The following is a 16070-nucleotide window of genomic DNA, read 5'->3' as shown; positions in this document are numbered from 1 at the left end:
GCGCGCATGAGCAACCTCACGCTCGCCGTCGGCGGGATGACCTGTGCCTCGTGTGCTGCGCGAATCGAGAAGCGGCTCAACAAGATCGACGGTGTCCACGCAACCGTCAACTTCGCCACCGAGCAGGCCACGATCGACTTCGGTGGCGACGTCTCCCGCGACGAGTTAGTCGCCGCCGTCGAGGCCACCGGCTACACCGCGACGCTGCCTGCCGCCGCTCAGCTCCCCGAGCAGTCCTGGCTGCCCCGGCTGCTGGTGTCCGCCGCGCTGAGCGCACCGGTGCTGGTGCTGTCGATGGTGTCCGCGCTGCACTTCGCGGGCTGGCAGTGGCTGGTCTTCGCTCTGACCACGCCCGTGGTGCTCTGGGGTGCGTGGCCGTTCCACCGCGCGGCGGTGGCGAACCTGCGGCACGGCGCGGCGACCATGGACACGTTGATCTCGGTCGGCGTGCTCGCCGCCTACGCGTGGTCGACGTGGACGGTGTTCGGTGACCCGTCAGGACACCTCTACTTCGAAGTCGCTGCGATCGTCACCACCTTCATCCTGGCCGGACGCTTCTTCGAGGCACGCGCCAAGAAACAGTCCGGCGCCGCACTTCGCGCACTGTTGGACATGGGCGCCAAGGACGTCGCGGTGCTGCGCGACGGATCCGAAAACCGAATTCCGGTAAGCGAACTCGCGGTCGGCGACGTCTTCGTGGTAAGGCCCGGCGAGAAGGTCGCGACCGACGGGGTGGTGACCAGCGGCGCGTCGGCGATCGACGTCTCGATGCTGACCGGCGAGTCGGTGCCCGTCGAGGTCGGGCCAGGCGATGACGTCGTCGGGGCATGCGTGAACGTCGGAGGGCTGCTGCACGTTCGGGCCACCCGGGTTGGCTCCGACACGCAGCTGGCCCAGATGGCCCGGCTCGTCGCAGAGGCGCAGAGCGGCAAGGCCGAGGTGGCCCGGCTCGCCGATCGCGTTTCGGCGATCTTCGTCCCGATCGTGATCGGGTTGGCGCTGCTGACGCTCGTCGGCTGGCTGGTCGCGGGCGGCTCACCGAACGCGGCGTTCACCGCTGCCGTCGCGGTGCTGATCATCGCGTGCCCGTGCGCACTGGGACTCGCGACGCCGACCGCGCTGCTGGTCGGCACCGGACGCGGGGCGCAGCTCGGGATTCTGATCAAGGGCCCACAGGTGCTCGAGTCGACCCGACGCGTCGACACCGTCGTACTGGACAAGACCGGCACCGTGACGACCGGCCGGATGGCCGTCATCGCCGTACATCCCGTCGCCGTGCATCCCACCGACGACGAAACCTTGCGGTTGGCAGGCGCATTGGAGAGCGGCTCCGAGCATCCGATCGCGCGGGCGGTCGCGGCCCACGCCGCCGAAGCTGGACCTCTGCCGACCGTCGTCGACTTCGCCAACCACGGCGGAAGGGGCGTGACCGGCGTGGTGGACGGCCACGCGGTGGCGGCAGGCCGGCTGTCCTGGCTCACCGAGCGGGGCCTCGTCGCGCCGGCGGATCTGCGCACGGTCGCCGACGACGCAGAAGCGGCGGGTCGCACCCCGATGTGGATCGCGGTGGACGACCGGATCGGTGCGGTGATCGTGGTCGCGGACACCGTGAAGGACAGTGCGGCCGAGGCGATCTCGAGCCTGCGCAGTCTCGGCCTGACCCCCGTTCTGCTGACCGGCGACAACGAGCGGGCCGCAAGGACGGTGGCCGATCAGGTGGGCATCGACGACGTCATCGCCGAGGTGCTGCCCGCCGACAAGGTCGATCACGTCAAGCGTTTGCAGGACGAGGGCAAGGTGGTCGCGATGGTCGGCGACGGCGTCAACGACGCCGCGGCACTGGCCCAGGCCGATCTCGGACTCGCGATGGGAACCGGAACCGACGTCGCGATCGAGGCATCGGATCTGACGCTCGTCAGCGGCGATCTGCGCGCCGTGCCGGACGCCATCCGCCTGTCGCGCGCGACGTTGCGCACCATCAAGGGCAACCTGTTTTGGGCCTTCGCCTACAACGTGGCCGCCATCCCGCTGGCCGCACTCGGCCTGCTCGACCCGATGATCGCCGGCGCCGCAATGGCTTTCAGCTCGGTGTTCGTGGTGACCAACAGCCTGCGGCTGCGCAGGTTCACGCCGTCACGCTGAGGACCGTCACCACTCCTTGAGCACGCGGAGCTTGTTCGCGCTCACCATGGCCTCGCGTCGGAGCCTGGTCAGTTCGGGGTAGAACGCGTTGTCCTTGTTGCTCGCCTGGCCGTTGAGCGGAAGGTCGAAGGCGGCGATCAGCTTCTCCTCGAGATGCCACGGCTCGGGGTGCACCAACCAAGAGACGAGCGCGTTGTCGGCCATCCACTGGTTGAGAACGGCCTCACCCCCTGCGAACGTGCGCCGGTCCCCCGTGCCGATCCTGCGCAGCTTGAAGCCGAGCTCGTCGCCGAGCAGCACGCCGAGCGTCTTGCGCAGAGTCGAGCCCTCCGCGTCGGCCTTGCCACCGCCGAAGTGATACCGGATGCGCTTGCGCAGATCCTGGGTGCTTGGTGGCTTTCCGTTCTTGGGCGGCGCGGTCGGGCTGATCCCGACGTAGAGCAGCGTCAGGCCGTCCCGCTGTTCGCATCCCGATGCGTCGATGGCTCCAGGCACAGTGCGGAACCACCAGCCTTGCACGCCCGGCATGCTGGGCACGGGTCCCGGATCGGTGAACACTTCGGCTCGCGTAAAGGTCCGAGCAGCAAGGAAATCCGCCTGCCTGTTCGTACTGCGCCCCTGTGCCATGCACACTCCGATCGTCGTTGTCGATGGCGAGCCGACCTCAGCCCTCTGGAGCCCGCCTGGCCCGGAACAGCTTCACGTCGTCCGTGATGCCCTTCAGCCGCCGCGCACCGGCGAACGACCACGCGAAACGGTCGTCGTCGCCTATCGCCTCTCGGGTTGCCTCCGACACCAGTATCGTCCCTGGCCGCGCGGTCCCCGTCACCCGGCTCGCGAGGTTGACCGGACTTCCGAACCAGTCGGCTGCCCGACTCACCGCCATCCCGGTGGCCAATCCCACCCGAACACGGGGAAAGTCGTCATCCACCTCGGTGGCATCGACCAGGTCGAGCACCGCATCCAGCATCGCCACCGGATCGGGACTGACCAGCATCACCTCGTCGCCGATGCTCTTGATGTACCGGACCGGCGGCACCGCGACCTCGCGGGCCATGTTCACCAGGCGGTGTGCCAGCTTCTCGAGGACCTCGGGCTGAACGACCTCCCCGAGGCGGGTGAACCCGACCAGATCGGCGAACGCGATCGTTACCAGACGCGCCCCAGGCAGGTGCCGTCCTTCGGCACGCTCGGTGGTGCTGACCGCCTCGGTCTCCACCGCGTGCAACAGCTGCAGGCGCAGCATGCCCTCGATCAGAGGACCGAGCATCGGCGCCACGACCCCGATGAGCGCCTCGGATGCCTTCGCGGTGTCGAGTTCGGTGGCACCGGGCTCGAACGTCGCCCCCAAAGCGGCGGACCGCATCACGTCGGCAGCACGGGTCAGACCTTCGGCGAGCACCTGGACGACTTGCACGATCTGATCGGGGGCGAACCCCAACTCGCGGAACGTCTTCACGTAGGCGAACGCGTCCCCGTCCACCCGCGTGAGAACGGCCGCATCGGGATCCTCCACGCGCGGCAGGCCGACGGCGCGCTGCAGCCGCTGCAGCAGCTCGAGGTCGATGCCGTTGTGCTCGCTGATCTCGCGAGCGGACACCAAGGTCCCGTCGTCACCGAGTGCCCGACGTGTCGCCAGCAGCATCGGCGCGAACGAATCGCGGATCTGCTCGGTGGTGAAACCGCCTGCGAGCAGCCACTCGATCAGCTCGGCGCGTTCGGCACGCGCCTTGCCCTCCAGCCCATTGAGCAGTCCGGACGCTGCGATGTCGACGGATTCGGACACAGGGTCAACGTATACCGCGTGCCGCCAGGATCGCCGGGGCCGTCGACGATGCCAGCAACGTGGTCATGTCCTCGGGATGCCGGACGTCGACGACGGCGGCCTCCGGAAACCGGTACGGCCTGCCAATCACCAGCCCGACGAACTGCTTGCGCAGCCGCGACATCTCGGCGCGAACGGTGACCACACGCGAGCGGTCCCCATAGAGGTCGTCGGCCAACTCCTGCGCCGACCGGCCCTGCCGGTGGGTCGCCAATACGAGCAGGATCTCGGCATGGCGCGGCGAGATGTCGCGCCGCCATCGGCCGATCTGTCCAACCACGTCGAGTCCCGGTGCCGCGCCGTCGCGCAGATCCAGGGTGATCCTGGACGCTCCCGGCCCGTCCCCGATCTCGTCGACCAGGCGGACCAGCCATCCCCCCGGCAGCGATTCGACGTCGCAGGCACCGAGCGACGGTATCCAGGTTCGTCCGGGTACTCCGTTGTCGGGCAACATGATCCGGTTGTGCGGTGGCAGCGAGTCGACTGCGGCGACCCAGCCATCCGGATCCACCGCCAGCGCGGCCCTGCCGACCCTGGCGAGGATGGGCGCGGCCACGGTGCGCAGTCGGTTGAGCGTGCGGTCGTGGGCCTCGCGCAACTGCGACTCGGCCAGCCGGGCAACCAGGTCGACCAGTGCGATCGTGGTGGGGTGCACCGTGGTGGCAGGCCCCGACACGTCGACGATGCCGACCACCTGCCCGGTGCGGGGGTCCCTGATCGGGGCCCCCGCGCACGTCCACGGATGATGACTGCGCAGGAAGTGTTCGGCCGAGAACACCTGGACGGCGCGGTGCGAGGCAAGGGCGGTCCCGATGGCGTTGGTACCGACGGCGTTCTCGCTCCAGGTGGCACCCTCGACGAAGCCGAGCCGGTCCGCGTGGCCCAGCACCCGCGTTGAGCCGTGCCGCCACAGCACGCGGCCGCGTGCGTCCGCCACGACCAGGATGTTGTCGCCACCCTCGATCACGGATTCCAGGCCGCGGGACACGTCGTCGAGTACGGAGAACAGCCCAGAGGCCTGCCGCAACGCGTCCAGCCCACCGGCGTCGACATCCGGCGGGCAGTGCCGCTCGGGATCGATGCCCTTGCCGAGCAACCGGTTCCAGGAATCGGCGATGACGTCACGCGGGCGTGCAGGCCCGCGGTTGCCCGCCATCGTCGCGTCGTAGACCTCGGAGAGCAGCATGGCGTAGCTGCGCGGGTCGTCGCCGACCGCAACCGCGGGTTCTGGCCTCTCGGCTCGACTTGGCATCACCTCGATTGTGCGCTGCGTCACAGCCGGTGTCACGCGGGGGCGACCATCGGCGTCACCGGTACACCATGCCGCCGTCGATCAGCCCCGCCTGGCCGGTCATGTAATCGGCACCGGGTCCTGCCAGATAGGCCACGAAGCCGGCCACGTCATCCGGCGTCTCGGCGCGACCGAGCGCGATGGTGGCGGCGAACTTCTCGAACGTCTCACCTTCCGCCGCGCCGGTGAGCTCGGCGAACCGCTTGTCGATCTCGACCCACATGTCGGTGCCGACGACGCCTGGGCAGTAGGCGTTGACGGTGATCCCGTCGGCCGCGTGCTCCTTGGCCGCCGCCTGCGTCAGCGCGCGCACCGCGAACTTGGTGGCACTGTAGGGCCCGAGCATCGCGAACCCCTCGTGCCCCGCGATGGACGACGCGTTGATAACTCGGCTGATCTTTCCTTTTTCTTTGTTCCCCAATTCCTTGAACTTCGCCACCGCAGCCTGGATGCCCCACAACACGCCGTCGACGTTGATCGCCCACAGCCGGGCCAGCTCCTGTGGAGTGACCTCGCTGATCGGGCCCACCAGTGCGACTCCGGCGTTGTTCACCATCACGTCGAAGCCGCCGAGCGCGGTCGCCGCGTGGTCGACGGCCGCGAACACCTGGTTCCGATCGGACACGTCGGCAACGAACGTGGTTGCCTTCGACCCGATTTCGGCGACCTCGTCGGCGACGTTGTTGATCCCGTCGGCGGCGACGTCGACGAGCGCGACGTCGGCGCCGAGGCGTGCCAGTTCGAGTGCGATGCCTCGTCCGATTCCGCGGCCCGCACCCGTGACGAGCGCGACCCCATCGAGCAATGGGGCTGCAATGGATCTAGTCATTTGGGATTCACCAGGACCTTCATCTTGGTGCCCGCGTGCAGCGCCTCGAAGCCTTCGTCGATGACGTCGTCGATCGCGATCGACGTCACCCAACCGGTGGTGTCGTACATGCCCCGAGCCATGAGGTCGATGACCGCGGCAAAGTCGGGAGCGGTGTAGCAGAGCGAACCTTGGATGCGGGACTCGTTCATCACCAGGTTCAACAGCGGTGTGGTCAAGGGCTTTTCGTAGATGGCCACGCTGACCATGGTCCGGCGCGCACCGACGCACGCCAACGCCGTCTCGACGGCAGGTGCCACGCCCGCTGCGTCGTACACAGCGTCAGCACCTCGGCCGTCGGTGTGGTCGGCGATGAACGCGGGCACGTCGACGCTCGTGGGATCGAGCGTGCTGGCACCGAGCGTCTCGATGGCCGCCCGCCGGGTCGCTGATGGCTCCACCACGAAGACATCGTCGATCCCCTTGCCGCGCAACGCGAACCACAGGCCGATGCCGATGGGACCAGCACCGAACACCATCGCGGTCCCCTCCCGGTTGGGGTCGCCGAGGGTGGCCGCGTGATACGCCACCGACATCGGCTCAACCAGCGCGCCGAGTTCCAGCGACACGTTCTCGGGCAGGCGGTGCAGCATGTCGGTCGGGACCACCGTGTACTCGGCCATCCCGCCGTCCGACATCAGCCCGTGGAAGCCGATCTGCGCGCAGATGTTGTAATTGCCCGCCTTGCACGCAGGGCAATGCCCACAGCGGTAGAGCGGCATGATCGCCACCCGGTCGCCCTCGGCGTAGTCGGTCACCCCTGCGCCGACGTCGGTGATGACGCCGGAGAATTCGTGGCCCATCGTCAACGGCATCTGCTGACCGGTCAGGGCATGCGGCTCGGTGGGGATGAAGATGGGCCCGGCGTAGTACTCGTGCAGGTCGGTGCCGCAGATGCCGTTGAACCCGACCTTCACCTTGACCGTGCCCGCGGTCGGTTGGGGTTCTGGGACGTCGGCGACTTCGAGCTTGTTCGGTCCGTAGTAGACAGCTGCTTTCATTCGGCATGTCTATGTGACCGGTGTCACGGGCCGAAAGAGTTGCAGCACGTTGCACGTGCCCGCTCGGGTCCAGAGTTGCAACCCGATGCAACTCTTGCCACCGCCCCCGGCGACGGTGTGTCCTGACTCACATGACCGACACGATGGAAAAACCGGCGACTGCCGGGCTCACGCCCCAGGCCCGCGTCGACGCATGGCTCGCCGACTTCGAATCGGCACTGGCCACCCGCGACGTCGAGCGCGCCGTCGCCAAGTTCGCCGTGGACTCGTTCTGGCGCGACCTGATCTCCTTCACCTGGAACATCAAGACCATGGAGGGCCGCGAGGGCATCGCCGACATGCTCACCGAGCGGGCGGCCGCCACCGACGCAGGCGGATTCAGGACCCGCGAGACGCCGACCGACGACGGGGGCGGCGTCGTCTCCGCGTGGATCGAATTCGAGACGGCCGTGGGGCGGGGTGTCGGTCATCTAAGGCTCAGGAGTGACGCAGGAACGGACACGGCATGGACGCTGCTGACCGCGCTTCAGGAGCTGAAGGACCACGAGGAGCCCAAGGGCACGTCACGGGTGATGGGCGCGGTGCACGGCAGTGATCCCGACACGCGGTCGTGGTCCGAGAAGCGTCGCGACGAAGAAGCCGCGCTCGGCTACACCACACAGCCGTACACCGTCGTCGTCGGCGGCGGGCAGGGCGGCATCGCACTCGGGGCCCGGCTGCGTCAGCTCGGCGTGCCTGCCATCGTCGTCGACCGCCACGAACGACCGGGTGACCAGTGGCGCAAGCGGTACAAGTCGCTGTGCCTGCACGACCCGGTCTGGTACGACCACCTGCCATACCTGCCGTTCCCGCAGAACTGGCCGGTGTTCGCGCCGAAGGACAAGATCGGCGACTGGCTCGAGTTCTACACGCGCGTGATGGAGGTGCCGTACTGGTCGAAGACGACGTGCCTTTCGGCGACCTTCGACGAGGCCGAGCAGCTGTGGACCGTGGAGGTGGACCGCGACGGCGAGCGCCTGACGCTGCAACCGACGCAGCTGGTGCTTGCCACCGGGATGTCCGGCAAGCCAAGCGTGCCAACGTTTCCCGGCCAGGACGTGTTCGCAGGCGATCAGCACCACTCCAGTCACCATCCCGGACCGGACGGCTACGTCGGCAAGAGCGCCGTCGTGGTCGGCTCCAACAACTCGGCGCATGACATCTGCAAGGCGCTCGTCGAGAACGGCGTCGACGTGACGATGGTGCAGCGGTCCTCGACGCACATCGTCAAGTCGGACTCGTTGATGGATCTCGGTCTCGGGGACCTGTATTCGGAGCGGGCGGTGAACTCGGGGATGACCACCGAGAAGGCCGACCTGACGTTCGCCTCCTTGCCGTACCGAATCATGCACGAGTTCCAGATCCCGATCTACGACGCAATCCGCGAGCGGGACAAGGACTTCTACGCCTCCCTGGCCGCCGCGGGGTTCGACCTGGACTGGGGCGAGGACAACTCCGGTCTGTTCATGAAGTACCTGCGCCGCGGGTCGGGCTACTACATCGACGTCGGCGCCTCCGACCTGATCGCCGACGGCAGCATCAAGCTGGCCCACGGACAGGTCGACCACCTGACCGAGGATTCGGTGGTGCTCGCCGACGGGACGGTCCTGCCCGCCGACGTCGTGGTCTACGCGACGGGATACGGCTCGATGAACGGCTGGGCTGCCGACCTGATCGGACAGGACGTCGCCGACAAGGTCGGCAAGGTGTGGGGACTCGGCTCCGACACGCTGAAGGACCCCGGACCCTGGGAGGGCGAGCAGCGCAACATGTGGAAGCCGACCCGGCAGGACAACCTGTGGTTCCACGGCGGCAACCTGCACCAGTCGCGGCACTATTCGCTCTATCTGGCGCTGCAGCTCAAGGCGCGCTACGAAGGCATCCCCACGCCGGTGTACGGATTGGCCTCTGTTCATCATTTGAGTTGATGGGTGCATCATTTGAGGTGATGACCGAACCGCTGCGCGAGGGGCTGACACCCGTGGTGGGCGACGGTGCGCGGGTGCTGATCCTCGGCTCGTTCCCGAGTGAGCGGTCGCTGCAGTCCGGTGAGTACTACGCCAACAGACGCAACCAGTTCTGGCCGCTGCTCGGAGCCGTGTTCGGCTTCGACCCCGACCTGCCCTACGAACGGCGGATCTCAGCGGTGACGCAGCACGGCGTCGCCTTGTGGGACGTCGTGCATAGCTGCCGTCGGGCAGGCAGCATGGATGCCAAGATCGACCGGAAGTCATTGGTGGTGAACGACTTCGGGCCGCTGCTCACCGACTACCCGACGATCGAGCGGGTGTTCGTCAACGGACTGACGGCGTTCGACTTGTTCGAGCGCCACGTCGACACCGCGCTTTCCGCCGTCCGGTTGCCATCGAGCAGCGGGGCGCTGCCCATGACCTTCGCGGACAAGCTCGTGCGGTGGCGCGAGGTCGGCTAGCGGTAGCGCCGTCGGCGGGTTTGGTGGTCCCCTCATTAGGGGTAATCCCGAGCGATGAGGCGCAACATCGTCAACAAATTGCTGGGCATCGGCATGGCGTTCGTCGTCATCGCCGGCCTGACGGGCATCGCGAGCGCGGGTACGGCCAACGCCTTCTCCCGGCCAGGGCTGCCCATCGAATATCTGGAGGTACCGTCGGCGGCGATGGGCCGCAATGTCCGCATCGAGTTTCAGGGCGGCGGCTCCCACGCCGTCTATCTTCTGGACGGACTGCGGGCCCAGGACGACTTCAACGGGTGGGACATCAACACCGCGGCGTTCGAGTGGTTCTACGAGTCCGGCCTATCCCTGGTCATGCCCGTCGGCGGCATGTCCAGCTTCTACACCGACTGGTACGAGCCGGCGGTAGGCAACGGCACCACCCAGACCTACAGGTGGGAAACGTTCCTGACCAGCGAGTTGCCCGCGTGGCTGGCGAAGAACAAGGGCATCTCGGAGAGCGGCAACGCCGCCGTCGGTCTGTCGATGAGTGGATCGACCGCACTCGTGTACGCGATGTACCACCCGAACCGGTTCAGGTACGCCGGTTCGTTGTCGGGCTTCCTCAACCTGTCCGATCCGTTCTGGCCGCCGCTCGTCGGTCTCGCGATGAACGACTCCGGCGGGTTCAATCCCGGCGCGATGTGGGGTCCACCCGGCGATCCGGCATGGACGCGCAATGACCCCACGGTCAACGTCGCCCCGCTCGTCGCCAACGGCACCCGCCTGTGGATCTACTGCGGCAGCGGAACACCCGGCGATTTGGAGGGCGCGGCCAGTGGCATTCCCCAGCAGTTCCTCGAGAACTTCACGCTGAAGTCCAACCTGACCTTCCAGAACGCCTACGTGGCCGCGGGTGGCAAGAACGCGACGTTCAACTTCCCGCCCACCGGCACGCATACGTGGGCGTACTGGGGAGCGCAGTTGCAGGCAATGAAGCCCGACATTCAGCGCTCTCTGGGAGCTCGCTAGTCGACCGGCGGACGACGGTGCGCCCACGGCCTTGCGGACTCGATCTGCGTGCCGAGCGATAGCAGCGTCGCCTCGTCGAACGGCCTGCCGACGATCTGGATCGACGTCGGAATCCCGTTGCCGTCCAGTCCCCACGGCACGACCGCGGCCGGCTGACCCGTCACGTTGAAGATCGCCTGGAACGGCACGCGCGACGCCACCAGCGCCAGCGTCGAGATGGCACCGCGGCGCTGATAGGCGCCGACGCGCGGCGGCCCGACTGCCGTGCCCGGCGTGATCAGCACGTCGACGTCGTCGAAGATTGCGGTGACGCGGGCGGTGACCTCAGCCTCGGCCGTGCTCATCGCGGACACCCTCCGGTCCGACACCAACCCGCCGATCCTGGCGAAGGTGCGGGTGCGACGGTCGAGGCGTTGGGGCCGCGGCAGCGCTGCGACGTCGTCGTGGACGCCGCGGAAGTAGCGCGGCAGCGCCTGGCCGTACACCGCGCTTGGCGGATAGTCGGGATCGCGTTCGACGACGTCGTGGCCAAGCTCGCGCAGGAGTGCGCCCGCCTCGGCGACGGCGGCCCGTTGTGCCTTGCCGATCCGCGCGGCCAGCGGAGGCGGCACCTTGGTGCTCAAGGCGATCCGCAGCCGGCCCGGTGCGCGCGCCGCCGCGGCGACGAAGCCGCCGTCGGGCGCATCGGTGGCCGTCACGTCGAGGAACAGTGCGGCGTCCTCGACGGTCCGTGCGAGCGGGCCGTTGACGCTCAGCCCGCACCACGCCCCGTCGTGCGGCGCCAGCGGCACCCGATCGCGTTGTGGCTTCATGCCGAACAGCCCGCCCCACGTCGACGGGATGCGGATCGAGCCCATGCCGTCGGAACCCAACGCCAGCGCGGCAAGTCCGGCCGCCATGGCCGCTCCGCTGCCGCCGCTGCTGCCTCCCGGCGCGAACTCCGTGTTCCACGGGTTGCGGGTCGCCCCGAACGTCAAGGTCTCGGTAAACGGCCAGATCATCATCTCGGGAACCGTGGTCTTGCCGACGATCACGGCGCCGGCCTCACGCAGCCGACGCACCACCTCGGCATCCTGCGTGCGGGCGGGCCCGTGTGCGCTGGTCCCGTAGGTGGTGACCTCACCGGCGACGTCGACGTCGTCCTTGATCGCGATCGGCACGCCGAGCAACGGCAGCCGCTCCCCCGCGTCCAGCCGGTCCTGGGCCGCCGCCGCCTCCCGGCGGGCGGAGTCGGTGAGAACGACTCGGTAGGAACGCAATTCGGGGTCCAGCCGAGCAATGCGGTCCAGGTAGACGTCCAGCAGTGCCGGCGCGGTGACGGTGCCCGCGGCGAGCAGGCGAGCCTGCTCGGCAGCACCGGCGTAGACGAGATCACGAGGGTCCATTCAGGCCATTCTGCTAGCCGTATCGGGCGGCGTATTCGCCGGGCGTGCACCCGAGCATCGAACGGAAGTCGTTGATGAAGTGTGCCTGGTCGTACCAGCCCAGTCGGACCGCGAGGTCGGCGAAGTCGACCGACGGATCCGTCTCGATCTCCAGCGCCGCATGCTGCAACCGGTAGCGGCACAAGACCCATTTCACCGGAACACCGACGTAGCGACGAAACACCCGCTGCGTGGTGCGCGAACTCCACGGCGAATGCGTCATGACCTGGTCGACGCGGTGCAACGTGTCGTCGTCGCGGATCCGGTCGACCAGCCCGGTCAGCGCCGCATAGGTCGGGTCGCGCTCTTGGGTACCTGCGGCAATGGCGTCGTCGAGGCCGCTCGATGCCGACTCGACGTCATCGTCGAGACGTATTGACGCACCGAATAATTCGTCGTCGGCGGGTTGCACCCGCCCAGTCAGCGGGGCGGCGTCCCGGTCGAAGCGAGCCGTGAACCCGCCTGGCCGGAATCGCGCCCCGACCACGGCGCCGCGCTCGCTGATGGTGGTGCGGAACACCCGCTCGACCACGCCGTGCACCAACGTGTTCGGCAGCGAAAACCCATGGCGCGGGCCATCACTGCCCCACTCGTGGGTGAGGTGCAGCGACGGAAACGTGATCACCGCGCTGTCGACCGGCTCCTGCCCGCGCAGGTCCCAGCTCACCGACCAGAAGTGTTCGACGAACTCCGCGGTGGCATCCGATGGCGCCCACCGAGCGAGGTCGAACGCCGCCGTCGTATTCGCGCGGCCGACGAGTCCGCGCATCGGGGCTTCTGTCGCGTTTTTCCAAGCTGCCACCGCACCACCCTACGAAGATCGGGAGACATGAGCGTCAAACCAATTCCGGAGGGCTACACCAGCCTCACCCCATTCCTGTGCATCGACGGCGCTGCCGAGGCGATCGACTTCTACGTTTCGGTGTTCGGCGCCAAACTCGTCGAGCGGATGGGCGGCTCGAACGGCATCGTCGCGCACGCCGAACTGGACTTCGGTAGCGGCCGGCTGCAGCTATCCGACCCGCAGGAGGCCTACAAGCTGGCCGCACCCGAGCGCGGCGAGTTCGTCACTCACTCCGTTGCGCTGTACTGCCCCGACGTGGACGATGTCGTCGCGCGGGCCGAAAACGCAGGCGCGACGATCCGCGAGCCTGCGCAGACCTTCGTCACCGGCGACCGTTTCGCGTCGATCCTCGACCCGTTCGGTCAGCGCTGGACGGTGATGACTCGCGTCGAGGACGTCTCGGCCGAAGAGCGCGACCGCCGGATGGCCGAATGGGCCAGCGAGAACGTCTGAGACATCAGCCGAGCCGCCGGACACGGAAGAGCTTCGCCTCATCGCTGACGCCCTTGAGGCGCCGGGCGCCGATCGGCGTCCAGTCCAGACCCCGCGCGCCGCCGACGGCATCGCGCGTCGACTCGGCGGCGAGGACGGCCCCGGGACGGGCCGCGCCTGTCACGCGGCTGGCCAGGTTCACCGGACTACCGAACCAGTCGCCAGCCCGGCTGACCGCGCACCCGGTCGCGAGTCCAATCCGTAACGGCGGCAAGTCGTTTGCGATCGCGGCCTCGGACAGGTCAAGCGCAGCCTGCAAGAGCGGCACCGGCTCGAAGCAGACGAGCATCACGGCGTCACCGATCGACTTGACGAACCGCACGGGATTGATCGCCGCCTCGTGGGCGAGTTCGGCGAGCATGCTGGCGACGTGCTCCAGCTCTTCGGGCGGTAGCGATTCACCCAGTGTGGTGAAGCCCGCGAGGTCGGCGAAACACACGGTCACCATGCGCGCACCCGGCAGTCCTCCCGCGGCCCGCTCGGTGGCATTCACTGCCTCGATCGCAAACGACTGCCGCAGTTGCAGGCGAATGAAGTCCTCCATCATCGGCCCGAGCATCGGGGCGGCCCTACGCGCGAGATCTTCCGACGCTTCGGCGATTTCGATCTCGGTCACGCCAGGCCGCAGCAGCGTCTTCAGCGCTGACTCTCGCATGATCGCGGCGGCATGCGCGAGGCTCTCCGTCATCACTCGCGTGACCGCAACCGCGTCGTCGGGAGCGATGCCCAGGTCGAGAAGGAACTTCGCTCCCGTCGCAGCCTCGGCGTCTGCGCGCAGCAGCACGGCCGCGTCGGGATCCTCGATCCGTGGCAGGCCCATGGAACGGTGCAGACGCTGCAGCAGTTCGAGCTCGATTCCGGCTTCCTCGCAGACCTCGCGCGCAGACACGTAGTCCCCGTCGTCGCCGAGCACCCGGTTGGCCGCCAACATCAGCGGAGCGGCGACCGACCCGCGAATGTGGTCGAGGTCGAACCCCCGGGCGAGCAGCCACGCGATCAGGTCGGCGCGCTCTTGGCGCGCCTGCCCGTCGAGACCGTCTAGCAGGCCCAACGCTTCGATGTCGACGTCCGGTGCCACACGCTCAATCTATGCCTCGACGGGCGCGGGACCTACCTTTCGCGCACCGTCGAGGAACAGGTCCACCACGGCGTCGGTGGCCGCCTCGGGCGTGATCGTCCCCGCCACCGTGAGCCACAGCGAGCGCTCGAGCAAGGCGCTGAACATCTCGAACAACACGTCGGTGGGCGGGTCGGCGCGCAGCACGCCTTCCCGCACACCGCGATCGATCACTTCGCGCACGGGCTGGATCACACGCTGTTTGTCGACCGAGTCCGGATGGTCTTCGTCCTGCGTGATGAAGGCGGCGTACTTGGCGCCGGTACGCATGAAGACGCTGGTCAACCTCGCGATTGCACGTTCGACGGAGAGACCGCCCAGGTTCGCCGCCTCGATGCCCTCGGTCAGTTCGGCGATACCGGCCTCTTCTGCGCCCTGCAACAGCGAATCGCGCGTCGGGAAGTGCCGGTACAGCGTGGCCCGGCCCACGCCCGCCTCGTCGGCGATCTCGGCCATCGCCGCGTCGGGACGTCGGCCGAGCACCCGCGCAGCGGCTTCGAGGATCACCGCGCGAGTCCGTTCGGTGGTGCCGGCGGCATTCGTCACACGCCAATGCTAGCGTCTCAGGACGAGACATCATTGTCTCGCCCCGATGTATGCTTCGTCTCATGAGCACTCGGGAGCTTGGACACACCGGAATTCACGTTTCACCGATCGGCCTAGGCACGATGCAGTTCTCCGGGGCGGGACTGATTTCGGCCTTCTTTCGTCCGCTCCCCCAATCGCAGGTCGACGTGATCGTCAAGACCGCCGTCGACGGCGGGATCAACTGGTTCGACACCGCCGAGGCGTACGGGCGCGGCAAGTCAGAACGCCGCCTGAGCAGCGGCCTCGAGTACGCCGGCATCAAACCGGGCGATGCCACCGTCGCCACCAAGTGGGCCCCGCTGCTGCGCACCGCGAAGAGCATCGAGCGCACCATCGGTGACCGGGAAGTGGCGCTCGACCCCTTCACCGTCGATCTGCACCAGATTCACACGGGCTACGGCAGTTTCTCGCCCGTGCGCACCGAGGTCGAGGCGATGGCCCGGCTGGTGGAAGCCTGCGACATCCGATCCGTCGGAGTCAGCAATTTCTCGGCAAGGCAGATGGAGATCGCGCACGAAACCCTGGCCGCGCGCGGAATCCCGTTGGCCACCAATCAAGTTCAGATCAACCTCTTGCACCGCAAGATCGAGACCAACGGCGTGCTGGACACCGCACGACGGCTCGGCGTCACGTTGATCGCCTACTCGCCGTTGGCCAGCGGGATGCTCACCGGAAAGTTCCACGACGACCGCAGCCTGGTGGCAGAGTTGCCGCGGGCGCGACGGCTGATGACCGGCATCAACGACAAGCGACTGGACCGCACCGCTCCCCTGATCGACGGCATGCGCGAGATCGCGGCTACTCACGATGCGTCGATCAGCCAGATCGCCCTCGCGTGGCTGATCACCTACTACGGCGACACCGTCGTCGCGATCCCCGGCGCGTCGAAACCGCACCATGCCAAGGAGGCCGCCGGGGCGATGAAGATCGCGCTGAGCGAGCAGGAGACGCAACGGCTCGCCGAGCTGTCGGCGGCCGTCACCGGCTAACGTAGCGA

General features: G+C 67.9%; 15 protein-coding genes. 6 read left to right on the top strand and 9 right to left on the bottom strand.

What is annotated here, in order from left to right:
* Nucleotides 1-6: 6 nt before the first annotated feature.
* A complete protein-coding gene (locus HNP02_RS30230; protein ID WP_184444323.1) occupies nucleotides 7-2142 on the top strand; it encodes a cation-translocating P-type ATPase in 2136 nt (711 codons plus the stop codon).
* Nucleotides 2143-2148: 6 nt separating this feature from the next.
* Here the strand turns inward: HNP02_RS30230 and HNP02_RS30225 are convergent, their stop codons facing one another.
* The 5 genes from HNP02_RS30225 to HNP02_RS30205 all read right to left on the bottom strand — a co-directional run bounded on the left by HNP02_RS30225 (nucleotide 2149) and on the right by HNP02_RS30205 (nucleotide 7127).
* The gene (locus HNP02_RS30225; RefSeq protein WP_309241744.1) at nucleotides 2149-2700 is read right to left on the bottom strand and encodes a GIY-YIG nuclease family protein; all 552 of its coding nucleotides are present in this window, start codon (nucleotides 2698-2700) and stop codon (nucleotides 2149-2151) included.
* A 106-nt stretch (nucleotides 2701-2806) separates the two neighbouring features.
* The gene (locus tag HNP02_RS30220) at nucleotides 2807-3928 is read right to left on the bottom strand and encodes an adenylate/guanylate cyclase domain-containing protein (protein ID WP_184444321.1); all 1122 of its coding nucleotides are present in this window, start codon (nucleotides 3926-3928) and stop codon (nucleotides 2807-2809) included.
* A 4-nt stretch (nucleotides 3929-3932) separates the two neighbouring features.
* Nucleotides 3933-5219, bottom strand: coding sequence for a helix-turn-helix domain-containing protein (locus HNP02_RS30215; RefSeq protein WP_184444320.1), 1287 nt, complete (start codon nucleotides 5217-5219; stop codon nucleotides 3933-3935).
* 55 nt (nucleotides 5220-5274) lie between these two features.
* Nucleotides 5275-6087 (bottom strand): acetoin reductase, encoded by an 813-nt coding sequence (locus HNP02_RS30210; protein ID WP_184444319.1) that lies wholly within the window; start codon nucleotides 6085-6087, stop codon nucleotides 5275-5277.
* Nucleotides 6084-7127: a 2,3-butanediol dehydrogenase gene (locus HNP02_RS30205; RefSeq protein ID WP_184444318.1), complete on the bottom strand. Its 1044-nt coding sequence runs from the start codon at nucleotides 7125-7127 to the stop codon at nucleotides 6084-6086. The genes HNP02_RS30210 and HNP02_RS30205 overlap by 4 nt, the downstream gene beginning before the upstream one ends.
* A gap of 131 nt (nucleotides 7128-7258) precedes the next feature.
* Between HNP02_RS30205 and HNP02_RS30200 the strand changes: the two genes are divergently transcribed.
* Genes HNP02_RS30200 through HNP02_RS30190 form a run of 3 tightly spaced genes read left to right on the top strand, consistent with a single transcriptional unit; the run spans nucleotide 7259 to nucleotide 10608 of the window.
* Entirely contained in the window at nucleotides 7259-9094 is a 1836-nt protein-coding gene (locus tag HNP02_RS30200) for an NAD(P)/FAD-dependent oxidoreductase (protein ID WP_184444317.1), read from the top strand.
* Nucleotides 9094-9597, top strand: a complete 504-nt coding sequence (locus HNP02_RS30195; protein WP_255507112.1) for a DNA-deoxyinosine glycosylase — start codon at nucleotides 9094-9096, stop codon at nucleotides 9595-9597. The genes HNP02_RS30200 and HNP02_RS30195 overlap by 1 nt, the downstream gene beginning before the upstream one ends.
* Nucleotides 9598-9651: 54 nt before the next feature.
* Nucleotides 9652-10608, top strand: coding sequence for an alpha/beta hydrolase family protein (locus tag HNP02_RS30190; protein ID WP_184444316.1), 957 nt, complete (start codon nucleotides 9652-9654; stop codon nucleotides 10606-10608).
* Here HNP02_RS30190 and HNP02_RS30185 read toward each other — a convergent pair.
* Entirely contained in the window at nucleotides 10605-11993 is a 1389-nt protein-coding gene (locus HNP02_RS30185; protein ID WP_184444315.1) for an amidase, read from the bottom strand. The genes HNP02_RS30190 and HNP02_RS30185 overlap by 4 nt on opposite strands.
* A gap of 13 nt (nucleotides 11994-12006) precedes the next feature.
* On the bottom strand, nucleotides 12007-12834 hold the full coding sequence (locus tag HNP02_RS30180) for a helix-turn-helix domain-containing protein (protein WP_184444314.1): 828 nt from the start codon (nucleotides 12832-12834) through the stop codon (nucleotides 12007-12009).
* Nucleotides 12835-12861: 27 nt separating this feature from the next.
* Here HNP02_RS30180 and HNP02_RS30175 point away from each other — a divergent pair, with 27 nt between their 5' ends.
* Entirely contained in the window at nucleotides 12862-13329 is a 468-nt protein-coding gene (locus HNP02_RS30175) for a glyoxalase/bleomycin resistance/extradiol dioxygenase family protein (RefSeq protein ID WP_184444313.1), read from the top strand.
* Nucleotides 13330-13333: 4 nt separating this feature from the next.
* Here HNP02_RS30175 and HNP02_RS30170 read toward each other — a convergent pair whose 3' ends face one another.
* The gene (locus tag HNP02_RS30170) at nucleotides 13334-14446 is read right to left on the bottom strand and encodes an adenylate/guanylate cyclase domain-containing protein (protein ID WP_184444312.1); all 1113 of its coding nucleotides are present in this window, start codon (nucleotides 14444-14446) and stop codon (nucleotides 13334-13336) included.
* A 9-nt stretch (nucleotides 14447-14455) separates the two neighbouring features.
* Complete coding sequence (locus HNP02_RS43840; RefSeq protein WP_184444311.1) at nucleotides 14456-15031, bottom strand: TetR/AcrR family transcriptional regulator; 576 nt, start codon at nucleotides 15029-15031, stop codon at nucleotides 14456-14458.
* A gap of 62 nt (nucleotides 15032-15093) precedes the next feature.
* Between HNP02_RS43840 and HNP02_RS30160 the strand changes: the two genes are divergently transcribed.
* Nucleotides 15094-16062 (top strand): aldo/keto reductase, encoded by a 969-nt coding sequence (locus HNP02_RS30160; RefSeq protein ID WP_184444310.1) that lies wholly within the window; start codon nucleotides 15094-15096, stop codon nucleotides 16060-16062.
* Nucleotides 16063-16070: the final 8 nt, after the last annotated feature.

Origin of the sequence: Mycobacterium sp. AZCC_0083 (assembly GCF_014202335.1) — a bacterium.
In the GTDB taxonomy this organism is placed as follows: domain Bacteria; phylum Actinomycetota; class Actinomycetes; order Mycobacteriales; family Mycobacteriaceae; genus Mycobacterium.
This window is presented reverse-complemented; position numbering and strand designations above follow the sequence as displayed.

Bases quoted from the DNA above. Each gene is read 5' to 3' on its own strand.
- HNP02_RS30230 (WP_184444323.1), top strand. From the start codon at position 7: ATGAGCAACCTCACGCTCGCCGTCGGCGGGATGACCTGTGCCTCGTGT.
- HNP02_RS30215 (WP_184444320.1), bottom strand. From the start codon at position 5,219: ATGCCAAGTCGAGCCGAGAGGCCAGAACCCGCGGTTGCGGTCGGCGAC.
- HNP02_RS30210 (WP_184444319.1), bottom strand. From the start codon at position 6,087: ATGACTAGATCCATTGCAGCCCCATTGCTCGATGGGGTCGCGCTCGTC.
- HNP02_RS30205 (WP_184444318.1), bottom strand. From the start codon at position 7,127: ATGAAAGCAGCTGTCTACTACGGACCGAACAAGCTCGAAGTCGCCGAC.
- HNP02_RS30200 (WP_184444317.1), top strand. From the start codon at position 7,259: ATGACCGACACGATGGAAAAACCGGCGACTGCCGGGCTCACGCCCCAG.
- HNP02_RS30195 (WP_255507112.1), top strand. From the start codon at position 9,094: ATGGGTGCATCATTTGAGGTGATGACCGAACCGCTGCGCGAGGGGCTG.
- HNP02_RS30190 (WP_184444316.1), top strand. From the start codon at position 9,652: ATGAGGCGCAACATCGTCAACAAATTGCTGGGCATCGGCATGGCGTTC.
- HNP02_RS30185 (WP_184444315.1), bottom strand. From the start codon at position 11,993: ATGGACCCTCGTGATCTCGTCTACGCCGGTGCTGCCGAGCAGGCTCGC.
- HNP02_RS30175 (WP_184444313.1), top strand. From the start codon at position 12,862: ATGAGCGTCAAACCAATTCCGGAGGGCTACACCAGCCTCACCCCATTC.
- HNP02_RS30160 (WP_184444310.1), top strand. From the start codon at position 15,094: ATGAGCACTCGGGAGCTTGGACACACCGGAATTCACGTTTCACCGATC.